This window comes from Streptomyces sp. NPDC007157, assembly GCF_040634235.1.
In the GTDB taxonomy this organism is placed as follows: Bacteria; Actinomycetota; Actinomycetes; order Streptomycetales; family Streptomycetaceae; genus Streptomyces.
Genome location: NZ_JBEYFE010000004.1, coordinates 247,619 through 265,403, shown reverse-complemented (window position 1 = coordinate 265,403; position 17,785 = coordinate 247,619). Strand labels below are relative to the sequence as shown.

Below are 17,785 nucleotides of genomic sequence, written 5' to 3'. Positions count from 1 at the left end.
ATTTCCGATAGCCTCGGAACGTGGCGGAACAACACCAGTTCGAGCGGGGCACGGACGGCCCCAAGGTCATCGTGGTCGGCGTGGACGGCTCGGACTCCTCATGGCGCGCGGCCTCCTACGCCGGCGGTCTGGCCCGGCGGCAGCACGCGCTGCTCGCCGTCGTGTACGTGCAGCCGGTCCTGGCGGCCGGCGCGGCGCTCGGGGCCCCGGTGGCGGAGACGACCGACGAGATCGCGGAGGACCTGGTCGCCCAGGTCCGGGACGCGACCGAGCGGCTCAAGGGGATATTCGAGGTGCGCTGGGAGTTCCACACCTTCCGCGGCGACCCCTATACCGGCCTGGTGAAGGCGGCCGACGAACTGAAGGCGGACGCGGTCGTGGTGGGCGCCTCCGAGCAGGCCGGCCACCGGTTCATCGGCTCGGTGGCGATCCGCCTGGTGAAGGCGGGACGGTGGCCGGTGACGGTGGTGCCGTAACCGCCTTCCGGGGCTCCCTGAGGAGCAGGACCGGAGTCGCGAGGAGCAGGACACCGGCCACGGCGATCGCGGTGCGGGGGCCGGTGAGGCTCGCCAGCAGGCCCCAGAGTGCGGTGAGCGCCGCCGTCGTGGCCTTGCCGGTGATCGACCAGGCGGACAGAGTGCGGGCGACCCGGTCGTTCGGGGTGCACTCCAGGCGGCGGGTGGCGTACACCGGGCTGTAGACGGCCGAGCAGGTGATCACCCCGAACTCCAGGACCATCACCAGCAGCAGACCGGGCAGCCCGGGTCGGACGAAGGCCAGCCCGAGGGGCCAGAGGGTGCGCAGGGTGGCCGCGCCGCGCAGCACCCGCTGCTGCCCGTACCTGGCGGCCAGCGGGCGGGCCAGCCGGGAACCGAGGAGGCCGCCCAGGCAGGGTGCGGCGAAGGCGAGGCCGTACTGCCAGGGGGCGAAGCCGAGCGGGCCGAGCATGAGGACGGCCAGCGGTGGTGCGGCGACCATGATCAGGGCGTTGGCCGCGAGGTTGTTGAAGAACAGCGGCCGCAGCTCCGGACTGCCGAGGATGTGCCGCCAGCCGTCGAGGAGGTCGGTGGCGCGCAGGCGGTCCGTGCCGGTGCGTTCGGGCCTGGGCTCGCCGCCGCCGACGGCCCGGATGCCCAGCGCCGACAGCAGAAAGCTGACGGCGTTCGCCACGACCGTGGTCACCGGGCCGAACACGCCGATCGCGGCACCGCCGAGCGGCGGTCCGAGGACCAGCGCGGTCCAGTTCGAGGACTCGAACCGGGCGTTCGCGGTGAGCAGCCGGTCGGCGGGGACGAGGCTCTTCAGGAAGGCGCCGGAAGCCGCGTTGAAGGTGATGTCGGCCGCGGCGACGAGCGCCGAGACCAGCAGCAGCTGGCCGAGGCCGAGGCCGCCGAGCGCGTAGGCGGCGGGGACGGTGAGCAGCGCGGCGCACCGGACCAGGTCCATCGCCATCATCACCGGCCGCTTGCGCCGGAACTCCACCCACGGCCCGAGCGGCACGGCCGCCACCGCACCCACGGCGGGCCCGGTCGCGGCGAGCAGCGCCACCTCGGCGGAGTCGGCGTGCAGTGCGATGACCGCGATCACCGAGAACGCGTCGAAGGCGAGATAGGTGCCGACCGCACTCACCGAGTACGCGGCCCACAGCCATCCGAACCGCCGTCCCATGCACAACCTCCCGTTGACCCGGGACATGAAAACGTGCAGGTGGCCGCCGAATCAAACAACTCACGGACCGTCTGTCACAACCGGCGGTTGTACGGTGTCGACGTGGACCTCAGAGCCGTACGCACCTTCGTCGCCGTCGCCGAATCGGGGCAGTTCCAGGAGGCCGCGGCCGTACTGGCGGTCACCCAGCAGGCCGTCTCCAAGCGAATCGCGACGCTGGAGAAGGAGCTGGGGGTGCGGTTGTTCAGCCGAACCTCGCGTGGTGCCGATCTGACCGTGGACGGCCGGACCTTCCTGCCACACGCCCGCGAGCTGCTGCTGGCCGAGGAGCGCGCGACCGCCTCCGTACGGTCCGGGCGGCGCCCTCTGCGGGTCGACGTGGTCGGCGCGCGGCTCGCCCCGGCGGCGCTGCTGCGCGGCTTCCACGAGGCGCACCCGGAGATCGCCCTGGACGTCGTCACGCTTTTCGACGTGGACTCGGCACTCGCCGCGCTGCGCTCCGGTGCGATCGACGCGTCCTTCCGGGCCGTCGCCATGCCCGGCCGGCCGCTGCCCAGGGGCGTCGAGGCGGCCCGGGTGTACGACGAGCCGGTCCAGCTGCTCACCGGCCCGGGGCATGCCCTGGCCGGCCGTCGCTCGGTCTCGCCCGGGGAGCTGGCCGGGCACCGGATCTGGATGCCGGGCATCGTGGACGGCACCGAGTGGGCCGCCTACTACGCCTCCCTCGCCGCCGAGTTCGGGCTCACCATCGACTCCTCGGGCCCCAACTTCAGCGGGGCGGTGCAGGACGCGCTGGCCGGCTCCGACACCCTGGCGACGCTGGTCAGCGAGGGGACCCGGCTGGCCTGGCCGGAAGGCCACGATCTGCGTCGTGTGCCGCTGGTCGACCCGACCCCCGTCTACCCGCACTCCCTGCTCTGGACCGCCGCCAACCCGCACCCGGCGCTGGTCGCTCTGCGCGCCCGTCTCACCGACGTCCGGCCGCCCCGCCCCGCGACCCGGACCTGGGTGCCCGGCTGGGCCGAGAGCGTGCGTGGCGTCTTCCGGCCGTGACTCACCTGCGCCATCATGATCCGCCGTCAGCCGTTCGCGATCGGCGAAGAGGTGAGGCACATGGCCAAGCTGCGCATGGGTGAAGGAATTCTCCGTCGCAAACCCATCGAACACATCGAGGAGACGGAGGTCGGCGAGGGGCCCCGGCTCGACAGATCGCTCGGACTGTGGCAGCTGACCGCGATCGGGGTGGGCGGCATCATCGGGGCGGGCATCTTCACCCTCGCCGGCACGGTCGCCAACGAGACGGCGGGACCCGCCGTGCTGCTCTCCTTCCTCATCGCCGGTCTGGCGAGCGCCTGCGCCGCGCTGTCGTACGCCGAGTTCGCCGGGATGATCCCGAAGGCGGGTTCGGCGTACACCTACGGCTACGCGGTGCTCGGCGAGTTCGCGGGCTGGTTCATCGGCTGGGACCTGCTCCTCGAGTACACGGCGATCGTGGCGGTGGTCGCGATCGGCATCTCCGGGTACTTCGGCTTCCTGGTCGAGGAGATGGGCGCGGAGCTGCCGCGGTGGATGCTGGGCGCGCCCGGCACCGGGGCCGGCCACCGGGTCGACCTGTTCGCCGCGGTGCTCTGCCTGCTGATCGCCTACCTCCTCAACCTCGGCATCCGCAGCGCGGCCCGGTTCGAGACGGTCGTGGTGGTGCTCAAGGTGCTGGTGGTGCTGCTGGTGATCGGCGTCGGGGTGTTCCACATCGACTCGGCGCATTACCACCCCTTCTTCCCGTTCGGCGTCAGCGGGGCGTTCACGGGTGCGGCCACCGTGTTCTTCGCGGTCTTCGGGTACGACGCGATGTCGACGGCGGCCGAGGAGTCGAAGGACGCGCAGCGGCACATGCCGAAGGCGATCATCTACTCGCTGGCGATCTCCATGGTGCTGTACGTGGCGGCCTGTCTGGTCCTCACCGGCATGCAGAACTACAAGGACATCGACCCGGAGAGCGGCTTCTCGACCGCGTTCAAGTCGGTGGGGCTGAGCGGGCTCGCGGACGTGATCGCGGTCGGCGCGATCATCGGCATCCTCACCGTGATGTTCACGTTCATGCTGGGTGTGACCCGGGTCTGGTTCTCGATGTCCCGGGACGGGCTGCTGCCCGGCTGGTTCGCGAAGACGCACCCGACGCGGCACGTGCCGACCCGGGTGACCTGGATCGTCGGCTTGGCCTCGGCCCTCCTCGCCGGATTCGTGCCGATCGGCGAGGCGGCCGAACTCACCAACATCGGCATCCTGCTGGCGTTCGTGGTGGTGTGCGTGGCGGTGATCGTGCTGCGCTACCGGCAGCCGGATCTGCCGCGCGGCTTCCGCACCCCGTGGATGCCGTTCGTGCCGGCGCTGGGCGTCGTCTTCTCGATCTGGCTGATCACGTTCCTGGCGTGGCAGACCTGGGTGCGGTTCGCGGTCTGGTTCGTGATCGGATGCGTGATCTACTTCGCCTACTCGTACAAGAGGTCGCGGCTGGCCGGGCGTTAGAGCGCGCGCAGGAAGTCGAGCACGAGGTCGTTGAAGACGTCCGGCCGCTCCAGGTTCGGGTAGTGGTCGGTGTCTTCGACGATCTCGGCGCGGCCGTCGGGGACCTCGCGGGCGAGGCGTTCGGCGGCGGCGAGCAGATCGGCGGGTTCCAGGCCGCCGTTGACCGTGAGGACCGGGACGTCGATCTTCGGTACGCGGGGCCAGGAGCCGGTCACCCGCACATGCCAGTCGGTCTCGTCGGGCGTGTGCTTGGAGAGGGTCTGGCGGGCCATCTCGCGGAGCCGGCGCGGGATCTCCGGGTCGAGGGCGTCCGGTGCGCGGTGGGCGCCCGTGGCGACCCGTACGAAGGCGTCCAGCCAGCCCTCGATGTCACCGGCGCCCAGGGTGCGGGCGTACTCGGCCTGGAGCTCCTGGTGCCAGGGATCCGTGTACCGGAAGTCGCCGGTGGCGGCGCCGCAGGTGACCACCGCGCGGACCAGCTCGGGGTGTTCCAGCACCGTGTCGGTGGCGATCACCCCGCCCATCGACACGCCGACGAGGACGGCGGGCCCGGCGTCGAGGTGGCGCAGCAGTTCGGCGAGGTCGTCGGCCCAGCGGAACGGCCTGCTCGCGTTGGCGGAGGCGCCGTGACCGCGGACGTCGGGGGCGATCACCCGGTACTCGGCGGCGAGGGCCGGGATCTGGTCCGACCAGAAGCGGTGGTCGACGTATCCGGAGTGGAGCAGGACCACCGGGTCGCCCGAGCCGGTGTCGAGGTAGGCGAGGTCGCCGTCGGAGGACGGGAGGAAGCGGACGTCCGCAGCACCATTCATGACAACCAAGGTGTCATCATCGGAGGGTTTTGACAACCGAGTTGTCATGATGACTTTGACACCCGAGGTGTCACCACGGTCCGGTGCATGATGGCCGGGTGAACGACATCGACAAGCCCCTCGCCCCCGACGAGCTGGGTGAGCGCATCACCGAGGTGTACGACCTCATCGGCCCGCTCTACCGGCGCGCCTTCCGCAAGATCGAGCTGGGCGAGCAGATCGAGGGAGCCTCCGTCGGCGTGCGCTCCGTGCTGGACCTGCTGCTCCGGTTCGGGCCGATGACGGTGCCCCAGATGGGCCGGATCATGGCGCTGAGCCGGCAGTTCGTGCAGCGCACGGTGAACGACGCGGTGGCACGCGGCTGGGCCGAGGTCATCCCCAACCCGGCGCACCAGCGCTCCTCCCTGATCCGGCTCACGGACGGCGGCCGGACCACGATCACCGCGATCCTCGCCCGCGAGCACGCGGTGAACCGACAGGTCGGCGGCGGTCTGACCGACGCCGAGATCACGGCGTGCGTGCGGGTGCTGAAGGAGCTGCTGCGGACGTTCGACCACGTCGACGTGGAGTGAGCGCCGCTACTCCCCCATCACCAGCCCGTCCTTGGCGGCCCCGCGGCTGAGCACGGTGTCCCGGATGCCGTCGCGTACGGCGGTGAAGTCGGCGCCCTGGTCGATGGCCGCGTTGAGGTCGACGACCCGGCCGGCGTCGAGGTCGTACAACTGGGGGATGAACTCGGCCTTGGCCACCTCCCAGCGGCCGCCGGGGCGGGTGGGCGGCGTGAAGGTGAAGCGGGCGAGGGTGGACTGGTTGCCGCGCGGGTCCTGGTGGCCCTGGCTGTTGTTCAGCTCGCCGGCGATCTGGTCGCCGAGGCTGTAGACGACCCAGGTGCCGTTGACCTTCTCGTACGCCTGCGGGATGTGGGCGTGGGTGCCGAGGATCAGGTCGATGTCGGGCCGGCCGCCGGTGCGGGCGGCGGTGAGCCGTTTGGCGAGGGTGAGCTGTTGCTGGTCGGGGGCGTCCTGGCCGTCGGTGCCCCAGTGCACGGAGAGGACGACCACGTCCGCGCCGGCCTGCCGGGCGGCTCGGGCGTCGGCGAGGATGCGGTTCTCGTCGAGGAGGTTGACCGCCCAGGGCTGCCCGGGCGGCATGCTGTTGCCGTTGACGTCGAAGGTGTAGGAGAGCTGGGCGACTCGGGTGCGCCCCGCGTTGAGCAGCGTGACGGCGGCCGCCTCGGCCTGGGTGCGGGCGGTGCCGACGTGCCGCAGGCCCGTCCGGTCCAGGTCGGTGAGGGTGCGCTGGATCCCGTCGGCGCCGCCGTCGAGGGCGCGGTCGGAGGCGGTGGAGCAGCTGTCGTACCCGATGGCGGCGAGGCCCTCGGCAAGCTGCGGCGGGGAGGTGACACCGGCGGGGCCGGACCCCCCGTCCTCCCTGCCCTCCGCGTCGGTCACGGTCGCCAGGTGACAGAGCGCCAGATCGGCATGGGAGACCACGGGTTCGACGCCGGCCAGCATCGGGCGGAAGTCGTGGCCGTTGCCGCCCGCGTCGAGGTTCGCGTGGTCCAGCGCGGACTTCTGCGGCATGACGTCACCCGAGGCGACGAGGGTGAAGCCGCCGCCGGGGGCGGGCACGGCGGGTGCCGGCCGGCCGGTCGGGGCGGCGTTCTCCTGCCGCACATGGTTCTGGCAGGCGGCTGCGGTGGCGAGGAGGGCGGTCAGGGCCAGGGCCACCTGGCGTCTGCGATTGATCATCAGGAGCACCCCAGAGTCGCAAGCCTTGTCCGATTTACAGATCAATGGGTACGAAGCCGAGCCGGGTCGCAAACAACTCAGGCGTCCCGATTGACCCATCCGGGTCGGGTAAGCGGTATGACGGACCGTTCGTCGCACCGTTCGCCGACGCGATCGACCGTCCGCCGCAGATCCCTGTGCGCCCCCTGTCCCCCGGCCCGGCCCTGCGATGCCATACGGCCATGACGGCCGGAACCACCCTTCCCGACGGGACGACGACCGCCGAGCACGAGCTCGCCGCGCTCCAGCGCGCGCACGGCCGCCCGCTCTTCGCGCTGCTGCTGCGGCTCAGCGACGGCGACCGGCAACGGGCCGAGGACCTCGTGCAGGAGACCCTCGTGCGCGCCTGGCAGCACCCCGAGGCGCTGCGCGCCGACGACTTCGACTCCGTCCTGCCCTGGCTGCTGACGGTCGGCCGACGGCTCGCCATCGACGCGCGCCGGGCCCGGCAGGCGCGGCCGCCCGAGGTGCACGACGCGGTCCTGGAGAACACCCGGGCCATCGGCGACCACGCCGAGCGCGCCGCCGCGGCGCTGGACGTGCGGGAGGCTGTGAAGACTCTCACCCCTGAACACCGTGAAGTCCTGGTGCTGGTGTATTTCCAAGGGGCGAGTGTGGCGGAGGCCGCCGCGACCCTCGGCATTCCACCCGGTACCGTGAAGTCGCGGGCGTACTACGCGCTGCGCGCCCTGCGTCGGGTTCTGCCCGGTTATGCACCCGACCTGCGATGAAACCGTAAGCCAGGTCAAACCTCGGTAAAGCGCCTTGCTGAGGACCATGTTTGAGCAATCAGCTGTCTTCATCCGTGTTCCGCACCGGGAGAGGGACGGACCCGGGGTCGGGGCCACGCGCGCGCACCGGAGGAAGGCAGGACGGGATGCTGCACAGAGGTCAAGAGAGCACGGACGGGGCCGGGAGCGGGGAACTGGCGGTCCCGATGGCCTGGTTGTACGCCGAGTACATCGCCGACGAGCTGCTGCGCACCGGCGATCTCATGCCGCCGACGTCCTTCGAGTTCCGGGCCGGCCGGGACGCGCTGGCGCTGACGATCTTCCTCTCCGACACGGACGGCGAACTGTCGGGCATCCGGGTCGTGTCCCAGTTGGAGAACTGGCTTTCGCTGACGGCGTACGACCAGCCGTGGCAGTACTGGGTGGGGGAACGTATGGCCGGGCTGACCGCCGAGGCGATCGAGTCGGGCGGGCCGTCGCCGGACCTGGATCTGGCCACGGCGGCCTGGCGCTGGCTGGAGGAGACGGAGCTGCTCGCGCCCGACCTGGACGCGGTACCGGGCGGCGGCTCGGTGTTCGGCGAGGACGACGGGCCGAAGGTGTGGACCCCCGCCTGGCGGCTCGGTCTGCCCCTCGGACATCTCGCCATCCATCTTTTTTGAATCGGCACCAATCCGCGGGCCCGGCCGCTCCGAATCCGTTGATTACGATTCTGTACGTGCCTTGAGTGAAACGGCGGCCGACTGCGTACGGGTGGGAGCAAGGAGCAATGAGTAACCCCCACCCGCACTCACGGCACGAGGATTCGGCATGAGGTCCCTGGAAAGGCATCGCGACGTCGGCGCGTACGCGCTCGGCGTGCTGGACGAGGCGGAGGCCTTCCGCTTCGAGGACCATCTCATGGAGTGCCCCAGCTGCTCGGCACACGTGACCGAGTTCGGCCCCGCGGCACGGCAGTTGATGCTGTATCGCCGGGCCACGCCGCGCTTCGTGCACCCCATGGCCCAGCCGGGTCCCCGGCTGCTGGACCGGCTGCTCGCCGAGGTCGCGAGCCGGCACCGGGCCAAACGACGCAAGCTGCTCTACGGCCTCGCCGCCTCGGTGGTGTTCGCGGTCGTCGGCCCCGGCATCGTGACGTACGCCGGTCATGACGCCCCGCCGGCCGTCCAGGTCACCGCGGCCACCGACACGCAGTCGGGCGTGTGGGCGCAGGTGAAGTCGGAGGACACGGATTCGGGCAGCACGATCGAGCTGCAGGTGAAGGACGCCGACGGGCCGCGCTCCTGCCGCCTGGTCGCGGTCGGCCGGGACGGCTCCGAGCAGATCGTGACCACCTGGGCCGAGCGGGACCACGACGACCGGGTGTCCACCATGACGGGCGGCTCCTCGATGCACCCCGACGAGATCGACCGCTACGAGGTGCGCAACGCCGACGGGCAGCGCCTGGTGACCCTGGACCCCAAGTGACCGCCGGTCACTTGAGCAGCCGGGACAACCGGCGGTCCGCGAGCGGCTTGCCGCCCGTCTGGCAGGTCGGACAGTACTGCAGCGAGGAGTCGCTGAAGGAGACCTCGCGGATGGTGTCGCCGCAGATCGGGCAGGGCTCGCCGGTCCGGCCGTGGACACGCAGCCCGCTCTTCTTCTCCGACTTGAGCCGGCCCGCCGCCAGGCCGTGGGAGCGCTCCACCGCCTCGGTGAGGGTGGTGCGCAGCGCCTGGTACAGCCCGTGGACCTCCTCGGGCGTCAGGGACGCGGCCAGCTTGAACGGGGACATCTTCGCCGCGTGCAGGATCTCGTCGCTGTAGGCGTTGCCCACCCCGGCGATCAGGCTCTGGTCGCGCAGGGCGCCCTTGAGCTGCCGCCGCTCGCTCCCCAGCAGGGCGGCGAGCCGGGCCTCGTCGAAGTCGGCGGCGAGCGGGTCCGGGCCGAGCCGTGCGATCCCGGGCACCTCCGCCGGGTCCCGGACGATGTACACGGCGAGCTTCTTCTGGGTGCCGGCCTCGGTGAGGTCGAAGCCCGCGCCGGTCTCCAGGGCCACCCGCAGGGCGAGCGGGCCCTTCCCCGGGCGGGGCGGTCCGTCCGGCAGCCGGTCCTTCCAGTGGAGCCAGCCCGCACGGGCCAGATGGGTGACGAAGCGCAGTCCGCCGTCGCCCTCGATGTCCAGGAACTTGCCGTGCCGGTGCACGGCCACGACCTCGCTGCCCTCGAAGGCGCCGAGGGGAGGGTCGTACGTCTTCAGGACGCTGATGGCGACCGGCAGGACGCGCACGACCTCGTGACCGACCAGGTTCTCGGTCAGGAAGTCCTTGAGCGCTTCGACCTCGGGCAGTTCGGGCATGCGTCCAGGGTGCCACCCGTGGCCCCATGGGTCAGGCGGGCTCCGGCATCCGGAACTCGCACCAGACCGCCTTGCCGCCGCCGCGTGCCTCCACGCCCCACACGTCGGTGATCTCGTCGACCAGCAGCAGGCCCCGCCCGGAGACCCCGTCCTCACCCGCCTCGCGCCGGCGTGGCAGGGCGCTGGAGGAGTCCTCGACCTCGACGCGGAGCCGGCGGTCGCCGCCGCACAGAACCCTGAGGGTGACGATCGCGGAGCCCTCGGTGTGCATCAGCGCGTTGGTGATCAGTTCGTCGGCGACCAGCTCGATCTCGTCGGCGCGGTCCCCGGCGCCCCAGGCCCGGACGGCGGCACGGATCATGTGCCGGGCCAGGGTGAGCGCCTCGGGGTCGCCGGAGGCCACGTGCTGCTGGAGGCGGCCGACGGCCTGCGCGGTGTCCGGGCCGCGGCGGCGCAGCAGGAGCAGGGCCACGTCGTCGTCGCCGCCCCGGTCCTCGGCGACCTCGATCAGCCGGTCGGCGAGCCTGCGCACGTCCTCCGGCCCCTCGGCGACCTGCCGGATCAGGGACCGCATCCCGTCCCCCAGGTCGGTGCCCGGCTGCTCGACCAGCCCGTCGGTGCACAGCAGCAGCGTCTCGCCGGCGTCGAGCTCCAGGGTGGACACCGGGTATTCGAGGCTCTTGAACTCGGCGGACAGGCCGAGCGGCAGCCCGCCCTCCACGGGGGCCCGACGGCAGCTGCCGTCGGCACTGCGGATCAGCGGGTCGATGTGCCCGGCACGGACCACCTGGACGACGCCGGTGGACAGGTCGGCCTCGGCGTACAGGCAGGTGGCGAACCGGTCGGTGTCGAGTTCGTCCAGGAAGACCGAGGCGCGGGCCATCACGGTGGCCGGGGCGTGGCCCTCGGCGGCGTAGGCGCGCAGGACGATCCGCAGCTGGCCCATGACGGCCGCCGCGTGCGTGTCGTGCCCCTGGACGTCCCCGATGACCGCGCCGACCCGGCCGCCGGGCAGCGGGATCAGGTCGTACCAGTCGCCGCCGATGTCCGGGCCCAGGGCACCCCCGGCGGACGCGGAGCGGTAGCGGACGGCGATGTCGGCGCCGCGCACGCTGGGGATGGTGCGCGGCAGCATCGCCTGCTGGAGGCTCTGGGCGAGGTCCTTCTCCTGCTCGTAGAGCATGGCCCGCTGCAGGCTCTGCGCGATGCTGCTGCCCAGGGCGACCAGGACGGCACGTTCCTCGGAGGAGAAGCCGAGCCGGTCGTTGTAGAGCAGGCCCATGGCCCCGATCGGGCGCGCCTGGGCGATGAGGGGGAGATAGGCGGCCGAGGTGATGTGCAGCTCGGTGATGTGCGGCCACAGTATCGGGTAGCCCTCGGCGAACTCCTCCGGCGACTCGATGAACCGCGGGCTGAGGGTCCGCACCACCTCGCCCATCGGGTAGGGCTCGTCTATCCGGGTGATCCGGGTGCCGGGCACGAAGCTGCCCGCCGGCCCCTCGGCGACCAGCCGGATCCGGCCGGCCTCGACCAGTCCCATCACCAGGCTGGTCGCGCCCAGGTTGGGGATGCCCTGGGTGTCCTTGAGGGCGTCGATGACGTCCTGAACGCTGCGGGCGTGCGCGAGGGCCGCGGTGACCACCTGGACGACGCCGGTCTGCTGGCGCAGCGCCTGGTCCTGGGCGGCCCGCAGGCTGCGCACCTCGCTGTCCTCCAGCTCCTGGGTGGCGTCCCGGACCACGCCGACGACCCGGCGCGGGCGGCCGGTCTCGTCACGCCGGATGTAGCCCTGGGTGTGGGTCCAGCGCGGGGTGCCGTCGCGTCGGCGGATGCGGAAGTACGCCCCGTAGTTCTCGCTGCCGTCCTTGATGGCCTGGGACACCACCGCGTCCAGCCGGCTGCCCTCCGCCAGGGGTACCCGGACGGCGAGGCTCTCGGGGTGGCCGTCGTACTCCTCGGGGGTCAGGTCGAACACCTCGTACGCCTGGGCGTCCATGTGGAACAGACCGGCGTCCAAGTCCCAGTCGAAGGTGCCCAGGCGGTTGAGCGCCAGGATCGGGTGGTCCGGGTGGGCGGGCCAGTCGTCCGGGAGAGACGGAGCGCTCGCTCCCCGATCAGCCATGGGGCCACCTTGCCAGGGGAACCCCGGCCGGGCAATTTATCCCATACTGTCCACTTCACCCGCTCGGGTTACGTGCCCGGAGGGACGCGGTACACAGGGTGACGGGCCCTTTCCCGTCACCGGGGCCGCAGACCGCAGACCGCAGAGAGGCAGGGGCGCACGGCCGTGGACTGGTTCACCGCACCCGGGTACTGGTTGAGCAGGCTGGTCTTCCAGCGGGCACTGGCCGGTGTGTATCTCGTGGCGTTCCTGGTGCCGGCGCTCCAGTTCCGGGCCCTGCTGGGCGAGCGCGGGATGCTGCCGATCCCGAGGTTCGTCGACCGGGTCCCCTTCCGGCGGGCGCCGAGCCTCTTCCACCTGCACTACTCGGACCGCTTCTTCGCGGCCTGTGCCTGGGCGGGCTGCGCGGTGTCGGCGGCGCTGCTGGCCGGGCTGGACTCCCGGCTCCCGCTATGGGCCGCGATGGCGCTGTGGCTGATCCCCTGGGCCCTGTATCTCTCGATCGTCAACGTCGGCCAGACCTGGTACGCGTTCGGCTGGGAGTCGCTCCTCCTGGAGGTCGGTTTCCTCGCCGTCTTCCTCGGCAACGACGAGGTGGCCCCGCCGGTCGTCGTCCTGTTCCTGCTGCGCTGGATCCTGTTCCGGGTGGAGTTCGGCGCGGGCCTGATCAAGATGCGCGGGGACGCCTGCTGGCGCAAGCTGACCTGCCTCTACTACCACCACGAGACCCAGCCGATGCCGGGTCCGCTGAGCTGGTTCTTCCACCACCTGCCCAAACCGGTGCACCGGGCGGAGGTGGCGGCGAACCACGTCACCCAGCTCGTGGTCCCCGTCCTGCTGTTCACTCCGCAGCCGATCGCGACGGCGGCCGCGTCGCTGATGGTCCTCACCCAGCTGTGGCTGGTGGTCTCCGGCAACTTCTCCTGGCTGAACTGGATCACCATCGTGCTGGCCCTGTCGGCGCTGCGGCTGCCGACCGGCCACAGCTCCGCGCCGCCCACCCCGCTCTGGTACGAGATCGTCGTCCTCGCCGCGGCCGCGCTGCTGCTCTTCCTGAGCTACCGCCCGGTGGTGAACATGATCTCGCGTCGCCAGGTCATGAACCGTTCCTTCGACCCGCTCCACCTGGTCAACACCTACGGCGCGTTCGGCAGCGTCAGCCGGGTGCGGTACGAGGTGGTGGTCGAGGGCACGCTGGACGAGGCGCCGCACGAGGACTCGGACTGGCGGGAGTACGAGTTCAAGGGCAAGCCGGGCGATCCACGGTACTGGCCGCGCCAGTTCGCGCCCTACCATCTCCGCCTGGACTGGCTGATGTGGTTCGCCGCCCTCTCCCCCGCCTACGCCGGCGACTGGTTCGGCGGCCTGGTGGAGCGCCTCCTGGAGAACGACCGCGACACGCTACGGCTGCTGCGCCGCTCCCCCTTTCCGCCCGACCGCCCCCCGCGCTTCGTCCGCGCCCGCCTCTTCAGCTACCGCTACACCAGTTGGCGGGAGCTGCGGGAGACGGGCGCGTGCTGGGAGCGGACGTATGTGCGGGAGTTCATGCCGCCGACGCGGCTGGCGGGGGCGGCCCGGAGGCCGTAGACGCGGGTGACGGAGACGGGGCTCAGAGGCCGTAGACGCGGGTGGCGGTGGTCTCGAAGACCCGGGTGCGTTCGTCGGGGCCGATCAACTGCTCCGCCGCGTCGAAGACTTCGGCGTACGTCGCGGCCAGGACGCACACCGGCCAGTCCGAGCCGAACATCAGGCGGTCCGGGCCGAAGGCGTCCAGGACGGTGTCGGCGTACGGGCGGAGGTCGTCGACCGTCCAGGAGGCGGGGTCGGCCTCCGTGACCATGCCGGAGAGTTTGCAGACGGTGTTGGGCAGGGCGGCGAGGGCGCGTACCGCGGTGGCCCAGGCGCCGGGGTCTCCGGAGGCGATCGGTGGTTTGCCCAGGTGGTCGAGGACGAAGGTCAGCTGGGGGTGGGAGTCGGCCGCCTTGACGGCGGCCGGAAGCTGGTGGGCCTGTACCACCAGGTCGTAGACGAGGCCCGCGTCGGCGATCGCGGCCAGGCCCCGGTGGACGTCCGGGCGCAGCAGCCACTCCGGGTCCGGTTCGCCCTGGACCTGGTGGCGGATGCCCTTCAGGTAGGCACCGCCGGGAAGTTCGCTCAGGCGGGCGAGTTCGTCGGCGATCGCCGGGTCGGTCAGGTCGGTCCAGCCGACGACTCCGGCGACCAGGTCGTGGGTGTCGGCGAGGGCCAGGAACTCGGGGGTCTCCTCCGGGACGGTGACCGTCTGGACGAGGACCGTACGGGTGACTCCGGCCGCCCGTGCCTCGGGTTCGAGGTCTTCGACGGTGAAGTTCCTTCTGAGCGGCCGGAGTTCGGGGCCGGTGATCCAGTCCTGGTCTCGTACCGAGAGGTCCCAGACGTGGTGGTGGGCGTCGACGGTCATGGCAGCTCCCCTGCGACGGGCAGACCGGCGTCCGGGCCTGCCTCGGAGTGGTCGTGGACGGCATCGAGCAGTGCGGCCGTCCGGGCCTGCCAGGCGATGCCGACCGGCGGCTTCTCCGGCTCGGTGAGTTCGACGGGTACGTCGCGGTGGGCGGCCTCGTACTCGGCGACGCGGTCCGGGCGGACCTTGGTGTGCAGGGCGACTCTCATGACGGCTCCTCCTCCGTCGGGAGCGGGGCGTCCCCGCGCACGAGTCCGCTGTCGCGCAGTTCCCGCCAGAAGGCGGCGGGCACCGGGGTGGCGAACTGCCGTGCCCCGTCCTCGATCTCCGCCGCCGAGCGGGCGCCGACCAGCACGCTCGCCACGGCCGGGTGGGCGGCGCAGAAGGCGAGGGCCGCCGCGCGGAGCGTGGTGCCGTGCTGTTCGGCGAGTTCCTTGAGGCGCAGGGCGCGGGCGAGCAACTCGTGCGAGACCTGAGCGTAGTTGTAGGTGGCGTCGGGCTTCGGGTCGGCCAGCAGACCGGAGTTGAAGGCCCCGCCGATCACCACCGAGGCACCGCGTTCCCCGGCGGCCGGGAGCAGATCGGCCAGGGCGCTCTGGTCGAGGAGGGTGTAGCGGCCGGCGCATAGCACCACGTCGACGTCGGTGTCGCGGACGAACCGGGTGAGCATGGCCGTCTGGTTCATGCCGGCGCCGATCGCACCGACGACGCCCTCGGAGCGCAGCTTCTCCAGGGCCGGGTAGCCCTCGCGGAAGGCCTGTTCGTCGTGGTCGTCGGGGTCATGGAGATAGACGACGTCGATCCGGTCCAGGCCGAGCCGCTCCAGGCTCGACTCCAGGGTGCGGCGGATGCCGTCGGCGGTGAAGTCCCAGACCCTGCGGTAGCGGTCGGGCACGGCGAAGCCGTGGGCGAGGTCGTCGCCGTCGCCGGGCCCCGGCTCCAGGCGGCGGCCCACCTTGGTGGAGAGGGTGTAGGCGTCGCGGTCGTACTCCCGCAGCGCCTCGCCGAGCCGCCGTTCGGACAGGCCGAGGCCGTAGTGCGGGGCGGTGTCGAAGTAGCGGATGCCCTGCTGCCAGGCGGCGGTGACGGTGTCGTGCGCCTGCCGGTCGGAGACTTCGGTGTAGAGGTTGCCGATGACGGCGGCGCCGAGGCCCAGGGGGCTGACCGGGACGCCGCTTCGGCCGAGGGTGCTCACTGGCCCGCCGGGCGCAGCCGCAGGCCCTGCATGCCGCCGTCGACCGCGAGGGAGGTACCGGTGGTGGCGCCGGAGAGCGGGCTCGCCAAGTAGGCGATGGCGCCCGCGACTTCGGCGGCGGAGACCAGTCGGCCGGAGGGCTGGCGGGCCGCCAGGGCGACCCGTTCGGCGGCCGGATCGGGCGCCTTGTCGAGGAGGCGGCCGATCCACGGGGTGTCCGCCGTACCGGGGTTGACGCAGTTGACGCGGACGCCCTCGCGGAGGTGGTCGGCGGCCATGGCGAGGGTGAGGGAGTACACGGCGCCCTTGGTGGCGCTGTACAGGGCGCGTTGCGGGAGGCCCGCGGTGGCGGCGATGGAGCAGGTGTTGACGATCGCCGCGTGGTCGGAGCGGCGCAGGTGCGGCAGGGCCGCGCGGGCGGTGCGGACCATGCCGAGGACGTTGACGTCGAAGACGCGGCGCCATTCGTCGTCGTCGTTGTCCTCGACCGTGCCCTGGGCGCCGATGCCGGCGTTGTTGACCAGGACGTCGAGGCCGCCGAGGGCTTCCACCGCGCTCTCCACGGCCGTACGCACGGAGGCGTCGTCGGTGACGTCGGCTTGGAAGCCGAGCAGCGGCTTCTCGACGGCGGACGGGTCGAGGTCGAGGACGGCGACCTGCGCGCCGCGTTCGGCGAGGAGTTCGGCGGTGGCCCGGCCGATCCCGGAGGCCCCGCCGGTGACCAGTGCCTTCAGGCCCTCGAAGTCGGTCATGCGGCCTGTCCCTTCTGCTTCTGTGCCTGCGTCTGTACCGGCGCCTGCGTCTGTGCCTGCGTCTGCGCGTCGGCGGCCCAGAAGGTGCCGCCCGGATAGGTGTACTCCGCGATGGACTCCGGTCGCATGGCGGCCGAGAAGCCCGGTGCGGTGGGTGCCGTGTAGTGACCCTCCCGGATCACCACCGGGTCGCGGAAGTGCTCGTGCAGATGGTCGACGTACTCGATGACCCGGTCGTCGGTGGTGCCGGCGACCGCGAGGTAGTCGAACATGGAGAGGTGCTGGACGAGTTCGCACAGTCCGACACCGCCCGCGTGCGGGCAGACCGGGACGCCGAACTTGGCGGCGAGCAACAGGATGGCGAGGTTCTCGTTGACGCCGGCGACCCGGGCCGCGTCGATCTGGACGATGTCGAGCGCGCCGGCCTGGAGAAGCTGCTTGAAGACGATCCGGTTCTGCACGTGTTCGCCGGTGGCGACCTTGACCGGGGTCACCGCCCGGCGGACGGCGGCATGGCCGAGGATGTCGTCGGGGCTGGTGGGCTCCTCGATCCAGTACGGGTCGAACTCGGCGAGCGCCTTGGTCCACCGGATCGCCTCGTCGACGTTCCAGCGCTGGTTGGCGTCGATGGCCATCCGGATGTCCGGGCCGACGACCGCGCGGGCCACCCGGCAGCGCCGGATGTCGTCCTCCAGGTCGGCGCCGACCTTGAGCTTGATCTGCCGGAAGCCGTCGGCTACCGCCTGGGCGGCGAGCCGGGTGAGCTTCTCGTCGTCGTAGCCGAGCCAGCCCGCGGAGGTGGTGTAGGCGGGGAAGCCGACGTCCAGCAGCCGGGCCCGGCGCTCGTCGGCGCCTTCGCGGGCGCGCCGGAGGATGCCGAGGGCCTCCTCGGGAGTGAGGGCGTCGGTGAGATAGCGGAAGTCGATCTGGCGGACGATCCACTCGGGTTCGGCGTCGGCGAGCAGTTGCCACAGCGGCTTGCCGGCCCGGCGGGCGGCGAGGTCCCACACCGCGTTGATCACCGCGCCGATCGCCATGTGCATCACCCCCTTCTCGGGGCCGAGCCAGCGCAGTTGGCTGTCGCCGATCAGGTCCTGGTAGAGGGTTGCGGGGTCGTCGCAGATCTCGTCCACCGGGCGGCCGAGCACATGGTTCCGCAGCGCGTCGATCGCGGCGACCTGGACGTCGTTGCCCCGCCCGATGGTGAACGTGAACCCGTGTCCCTCGTGCCCGTCGGCCGCGTCGGTGCGCAGCACGACATAGGCCGCCGAGTAGTCGGGGTCCGGGTTCATCGCGTCCGAGCCGTCGAGCTCGCGCGAGGTGGGGAAGCGGATGTCGTAGGTGTCGACCGCGGTGACGCGACAAGAGGGGCCGGGGCTCGGGGACACGGATTGCCTTTCGGTCAGGGGGA

18 protein-coding genes are annotated in these 17,785 nt (G+C 71.7%); 8 read left to right on the top strand and 10 right to left on the bottom strand.

Going from position 1 to position 17,785, the window contains the following annotated elements; translation table 11 throughout:
* Positions 1–20 precede the first annotated feature (20 nt).
* Entirely contained in the window at positions 21–476 is a 456-nt protein-coding gene (locus ABZ642_RS09110; RefSeq protein ID WP_360479533.1) for a universal stress protein, read from the top strand.
* Here the strand turns inward: ABZ642_RS09110 and ABZ642_RS09105 are convergent.
* The gene (locus ABZ642_RS09105; RefSeq protein ID WP_360479530.1) at positions 412–1,668 is read right to left on the bottom strand and encodes an MFS transporter; all 1,257 of its coding nucleotides are present in this window, start codon (positions 1,666–1,668) and stop codon (positions 412–414) included. The genes ABZ642_RS09110 and ABZ642_RS09105 overlap by 65 nt on opposite strands.
* Before the next feature lie 102 nt (positions 1,669–1,770).
* Between ABZ642_RS09105 and ABZ642_RS09100 the strand changes: the two genes are divergently transcribed.
* The gene (locus tag ABZ642_RS09100; RefSeq protein WP_360479527.1) at positions 1,771–2,721 is read left to right on the top strand and encodes a LysR family transcriptional regulator; all 951 of its coding nucleotides are present in this window, start codon (positions 1,771–1,773) and stop codon (positions 2,719–2,721) included.
* Between the two features lie 60 nt (positions 2,722–2,781).
* Complete coding sequence (locus ABZ642_RS09095; RefSeq protein WP_360479524.1) at positions 2,782–4,194, top strand: amino acid permease; 1,413 nt, start codon at positions 2,782–2,784, stop codon at positions 4,192–4,194.
* On the opposite strand, the gene ABZ642_RS09090 is transcribed toward ABZ642_RS09095, so the two are convergent.
* Positions 4,191–5,006, bottom strand: coding sequence for an alpha/beta hydrolase (locus ABZ642_RS09090; protein WP_360479521.1), 816 nt, complete (start codon positions 5,004–5,006; stop codon positions 4,191–4,193). The genes ABZ642_RS09095 and ABZ642_RS09090 overlap by 4 nt on opposite strands.
* A gap of 98 nt (positions 5,007–5,104) precedes the next feature.
* On the opposite strand from ABZ642_RS09090, the gene ABZ642_RS09085 reads away from it, so the two are divergent.
* Positions 5,105–5,578, top strand: coding sequence for a MarR family winged helix-turn-helix transcriptional regulator (locus ABZ642_RS09085; protein ID WP_360479518.1), 474 nt, complete (start codon positions 5,105–5,107; stop codon positions 5,576–5,578).
* Between the two features lie 6 nt (positions 5,579–5,584).
* Here the strand turns inward: ABZ642_RS09085 and ABZ642_RS09080 are convergent, their stop codons facing one another.
* Positions 5,585–6,757 carry a CapA family protein gene (locus tag ABZ642_RS09080; RefSeq protein WP_360479515.1) on the bottom strand — a complete coding sequence of 391 codons (1,173 nt, stop codon included), beginning with the start codon at positions 6,755–6,757 and terminating at the stop codon, positions 5,585–5,587.
* 221 nt (positions 6,758–6,978) lie between these two features.
* On the opposite strand from ABZ642_RS09080, the gene ABZ642_RS09075 reads away from it, so the two are divergent.
* The 3 genes from ABZ642_RS09075 (at position 6,979) to ABZ642_RS09065 (ending at position 8,994) form a co-directional block, all read left to right on the top strand.
* Positions 6,979–7,527, top strand: coding sequence for a sigma-70 family RNA polymerase sigma factor (locus ABZ642_RS09075; RefSeq protein WP_360479512.1), 549 nt, complete (start codon positions 6,979–6,981; stop codon positions 7,525–7,527).
* Between the two features lie 146 nt (positions 7,528–7,673).
* A complete protein-coding gene (locus ABZ642_RS09070; RefSeq protein ID WP_360479509.1) occupies positions 7,674–8,189 on the top strand; it encodes a hypothetical protein in 516 nt (171 codons plus the stop codon).
* 148 nt (positions 8,190–8,337) lie between these two features.
* Positions 8,338–8,994, top strand: a complete 657-nt coding sequence (locus tag ABZ642_RS09065; protein ID WP_360479506.1) for a zf-HC2 domain-containing protein — start codon at positions 8,338–8,340, stop codon at positions 8,992–8,994.
* A gap of 7 nt (positions 8,995–9,001) precedes the next feature.
* Here the strand turns inward: ABZ642_RS09065 and ABZ642_RS09060 are convergent, their stop codons facing one another.
* The gene (locus ABZ642_RS09060) at positions 9,002–9,865 is read right to left on the bottom strand and encodes a DNA-formamidopyrimidine glycosylase family protein (protein ID WP_360479503.1); all 864 of its coding nucleotides are present in this window, start codon (positions 9,863–9,865) and stop codon (positions 9,002–9,004) included.
* 31 nt (positions 9,866–9,896) lie between these two features.
* Positions 9,897–11,987 (bottom strand): SpoIIE family protein phosphatase, encoded by a 2,091-nt coding sequence (locus tag ABZ642_RS09055; protein WP_360479500.1) that lies wholly within the window; start codon positions 11,985–11,987, stop codon positions 9,897–9,899.
* Positions 11,988–12,152: 165 nt separating this feature from the next.
* Here ABZ642_RS09055 and ABZ642_RS09050 point away from each other — a divergent pair, with 165 nt between their 5' ends.
* A complete protein-coding gene (locus ABZ642_RS09050) occupies positions 12,153–13,574 on the top strand; it encodes a lipase maturation factor family protein (RefSeq protein ID WP_360479497.1) in 1,422 nt (473 codons plus the stop codon).
* Between the two features lie 22 nt (positions 13,575–13,596).
* Here the strand turns inward: ABZ642_RS09050 and ABZ642_RS09045 are convergent, their stop codons facing one another.
* Genes ABZ642_RS09045 through ABZ642_RS09025 form a run of 5 tightly spaced genes read right to left on the bottom strand, consistent with a single transcriptional unit; the run spans position 13,597 to position 17,762 of the window.
* Entirely contained in the window at positions 13,597–14,427 is an 831-nt protein-coding gene (locus tag ABZ642_RS09045) for an amidohydrolase family protein (protein WP_360479494.1), read from the bottom strand.
* Positions 14,424–14,636 carry a hypothetical protein gene (locus ABZ642_RS09040; protein WP_360479491.1) on the bottom strand — a complete coding sequence of 71 codons (213 nt, stop codon included), beginning with the start codon at positions 14,634–14,636 and terminating at the stop codon, positions 14,424–14,426. Before ABZ642_RS09040 ends, ABZ642_RS09045 begins: the two co-directional genes overlap by 4 nt.
* On the bottom strand, positions 14,633–15,622 hold the full coding sequence (locus ABZ642_RS09035; protein ID WP_360479489.1) for an aldo/keto reductase: 990 nt from the start codon (positions 15,620–15,622) through the stop codon (positions 14,633–14,635). Before ABZ642_RS09035 ends, ABZ642_RS09040 begins: the two co-directional genes overlap by 4 nt.
* Complete coding sequence (locus ABZ642_RS09030) at positions 15,619–16,374, bottom strand: SDR family oxidoreductase (RefSeq protein WP_360479486.1); 756 nt, start codon at positions 16,372–16,374, stop codon at positions 15,619–15,621. Before ABZ642_RS09030 ends, ABZ642_RS09035 begins: the two co-directional genes overlap by 4 nt.
* On the bottom strand, positions 16,371–17,762 hold the full coding sequence (locus ABZ642_RS09025; RefSeq protein WP_360479483.1) for an L-fuconate dehydratase: 1,392 nt from the start codon (positions 17,760–17,762) through the stop codon (positions 16,371–16,373). The genes ABZ642_RS09030 and ABZ642_RS09025 overlap by 4 nt, the downstream gene beginning before the upstream one ends.
* Positions 17,763–17,785 lie beyond the last annotated feature (23 nt).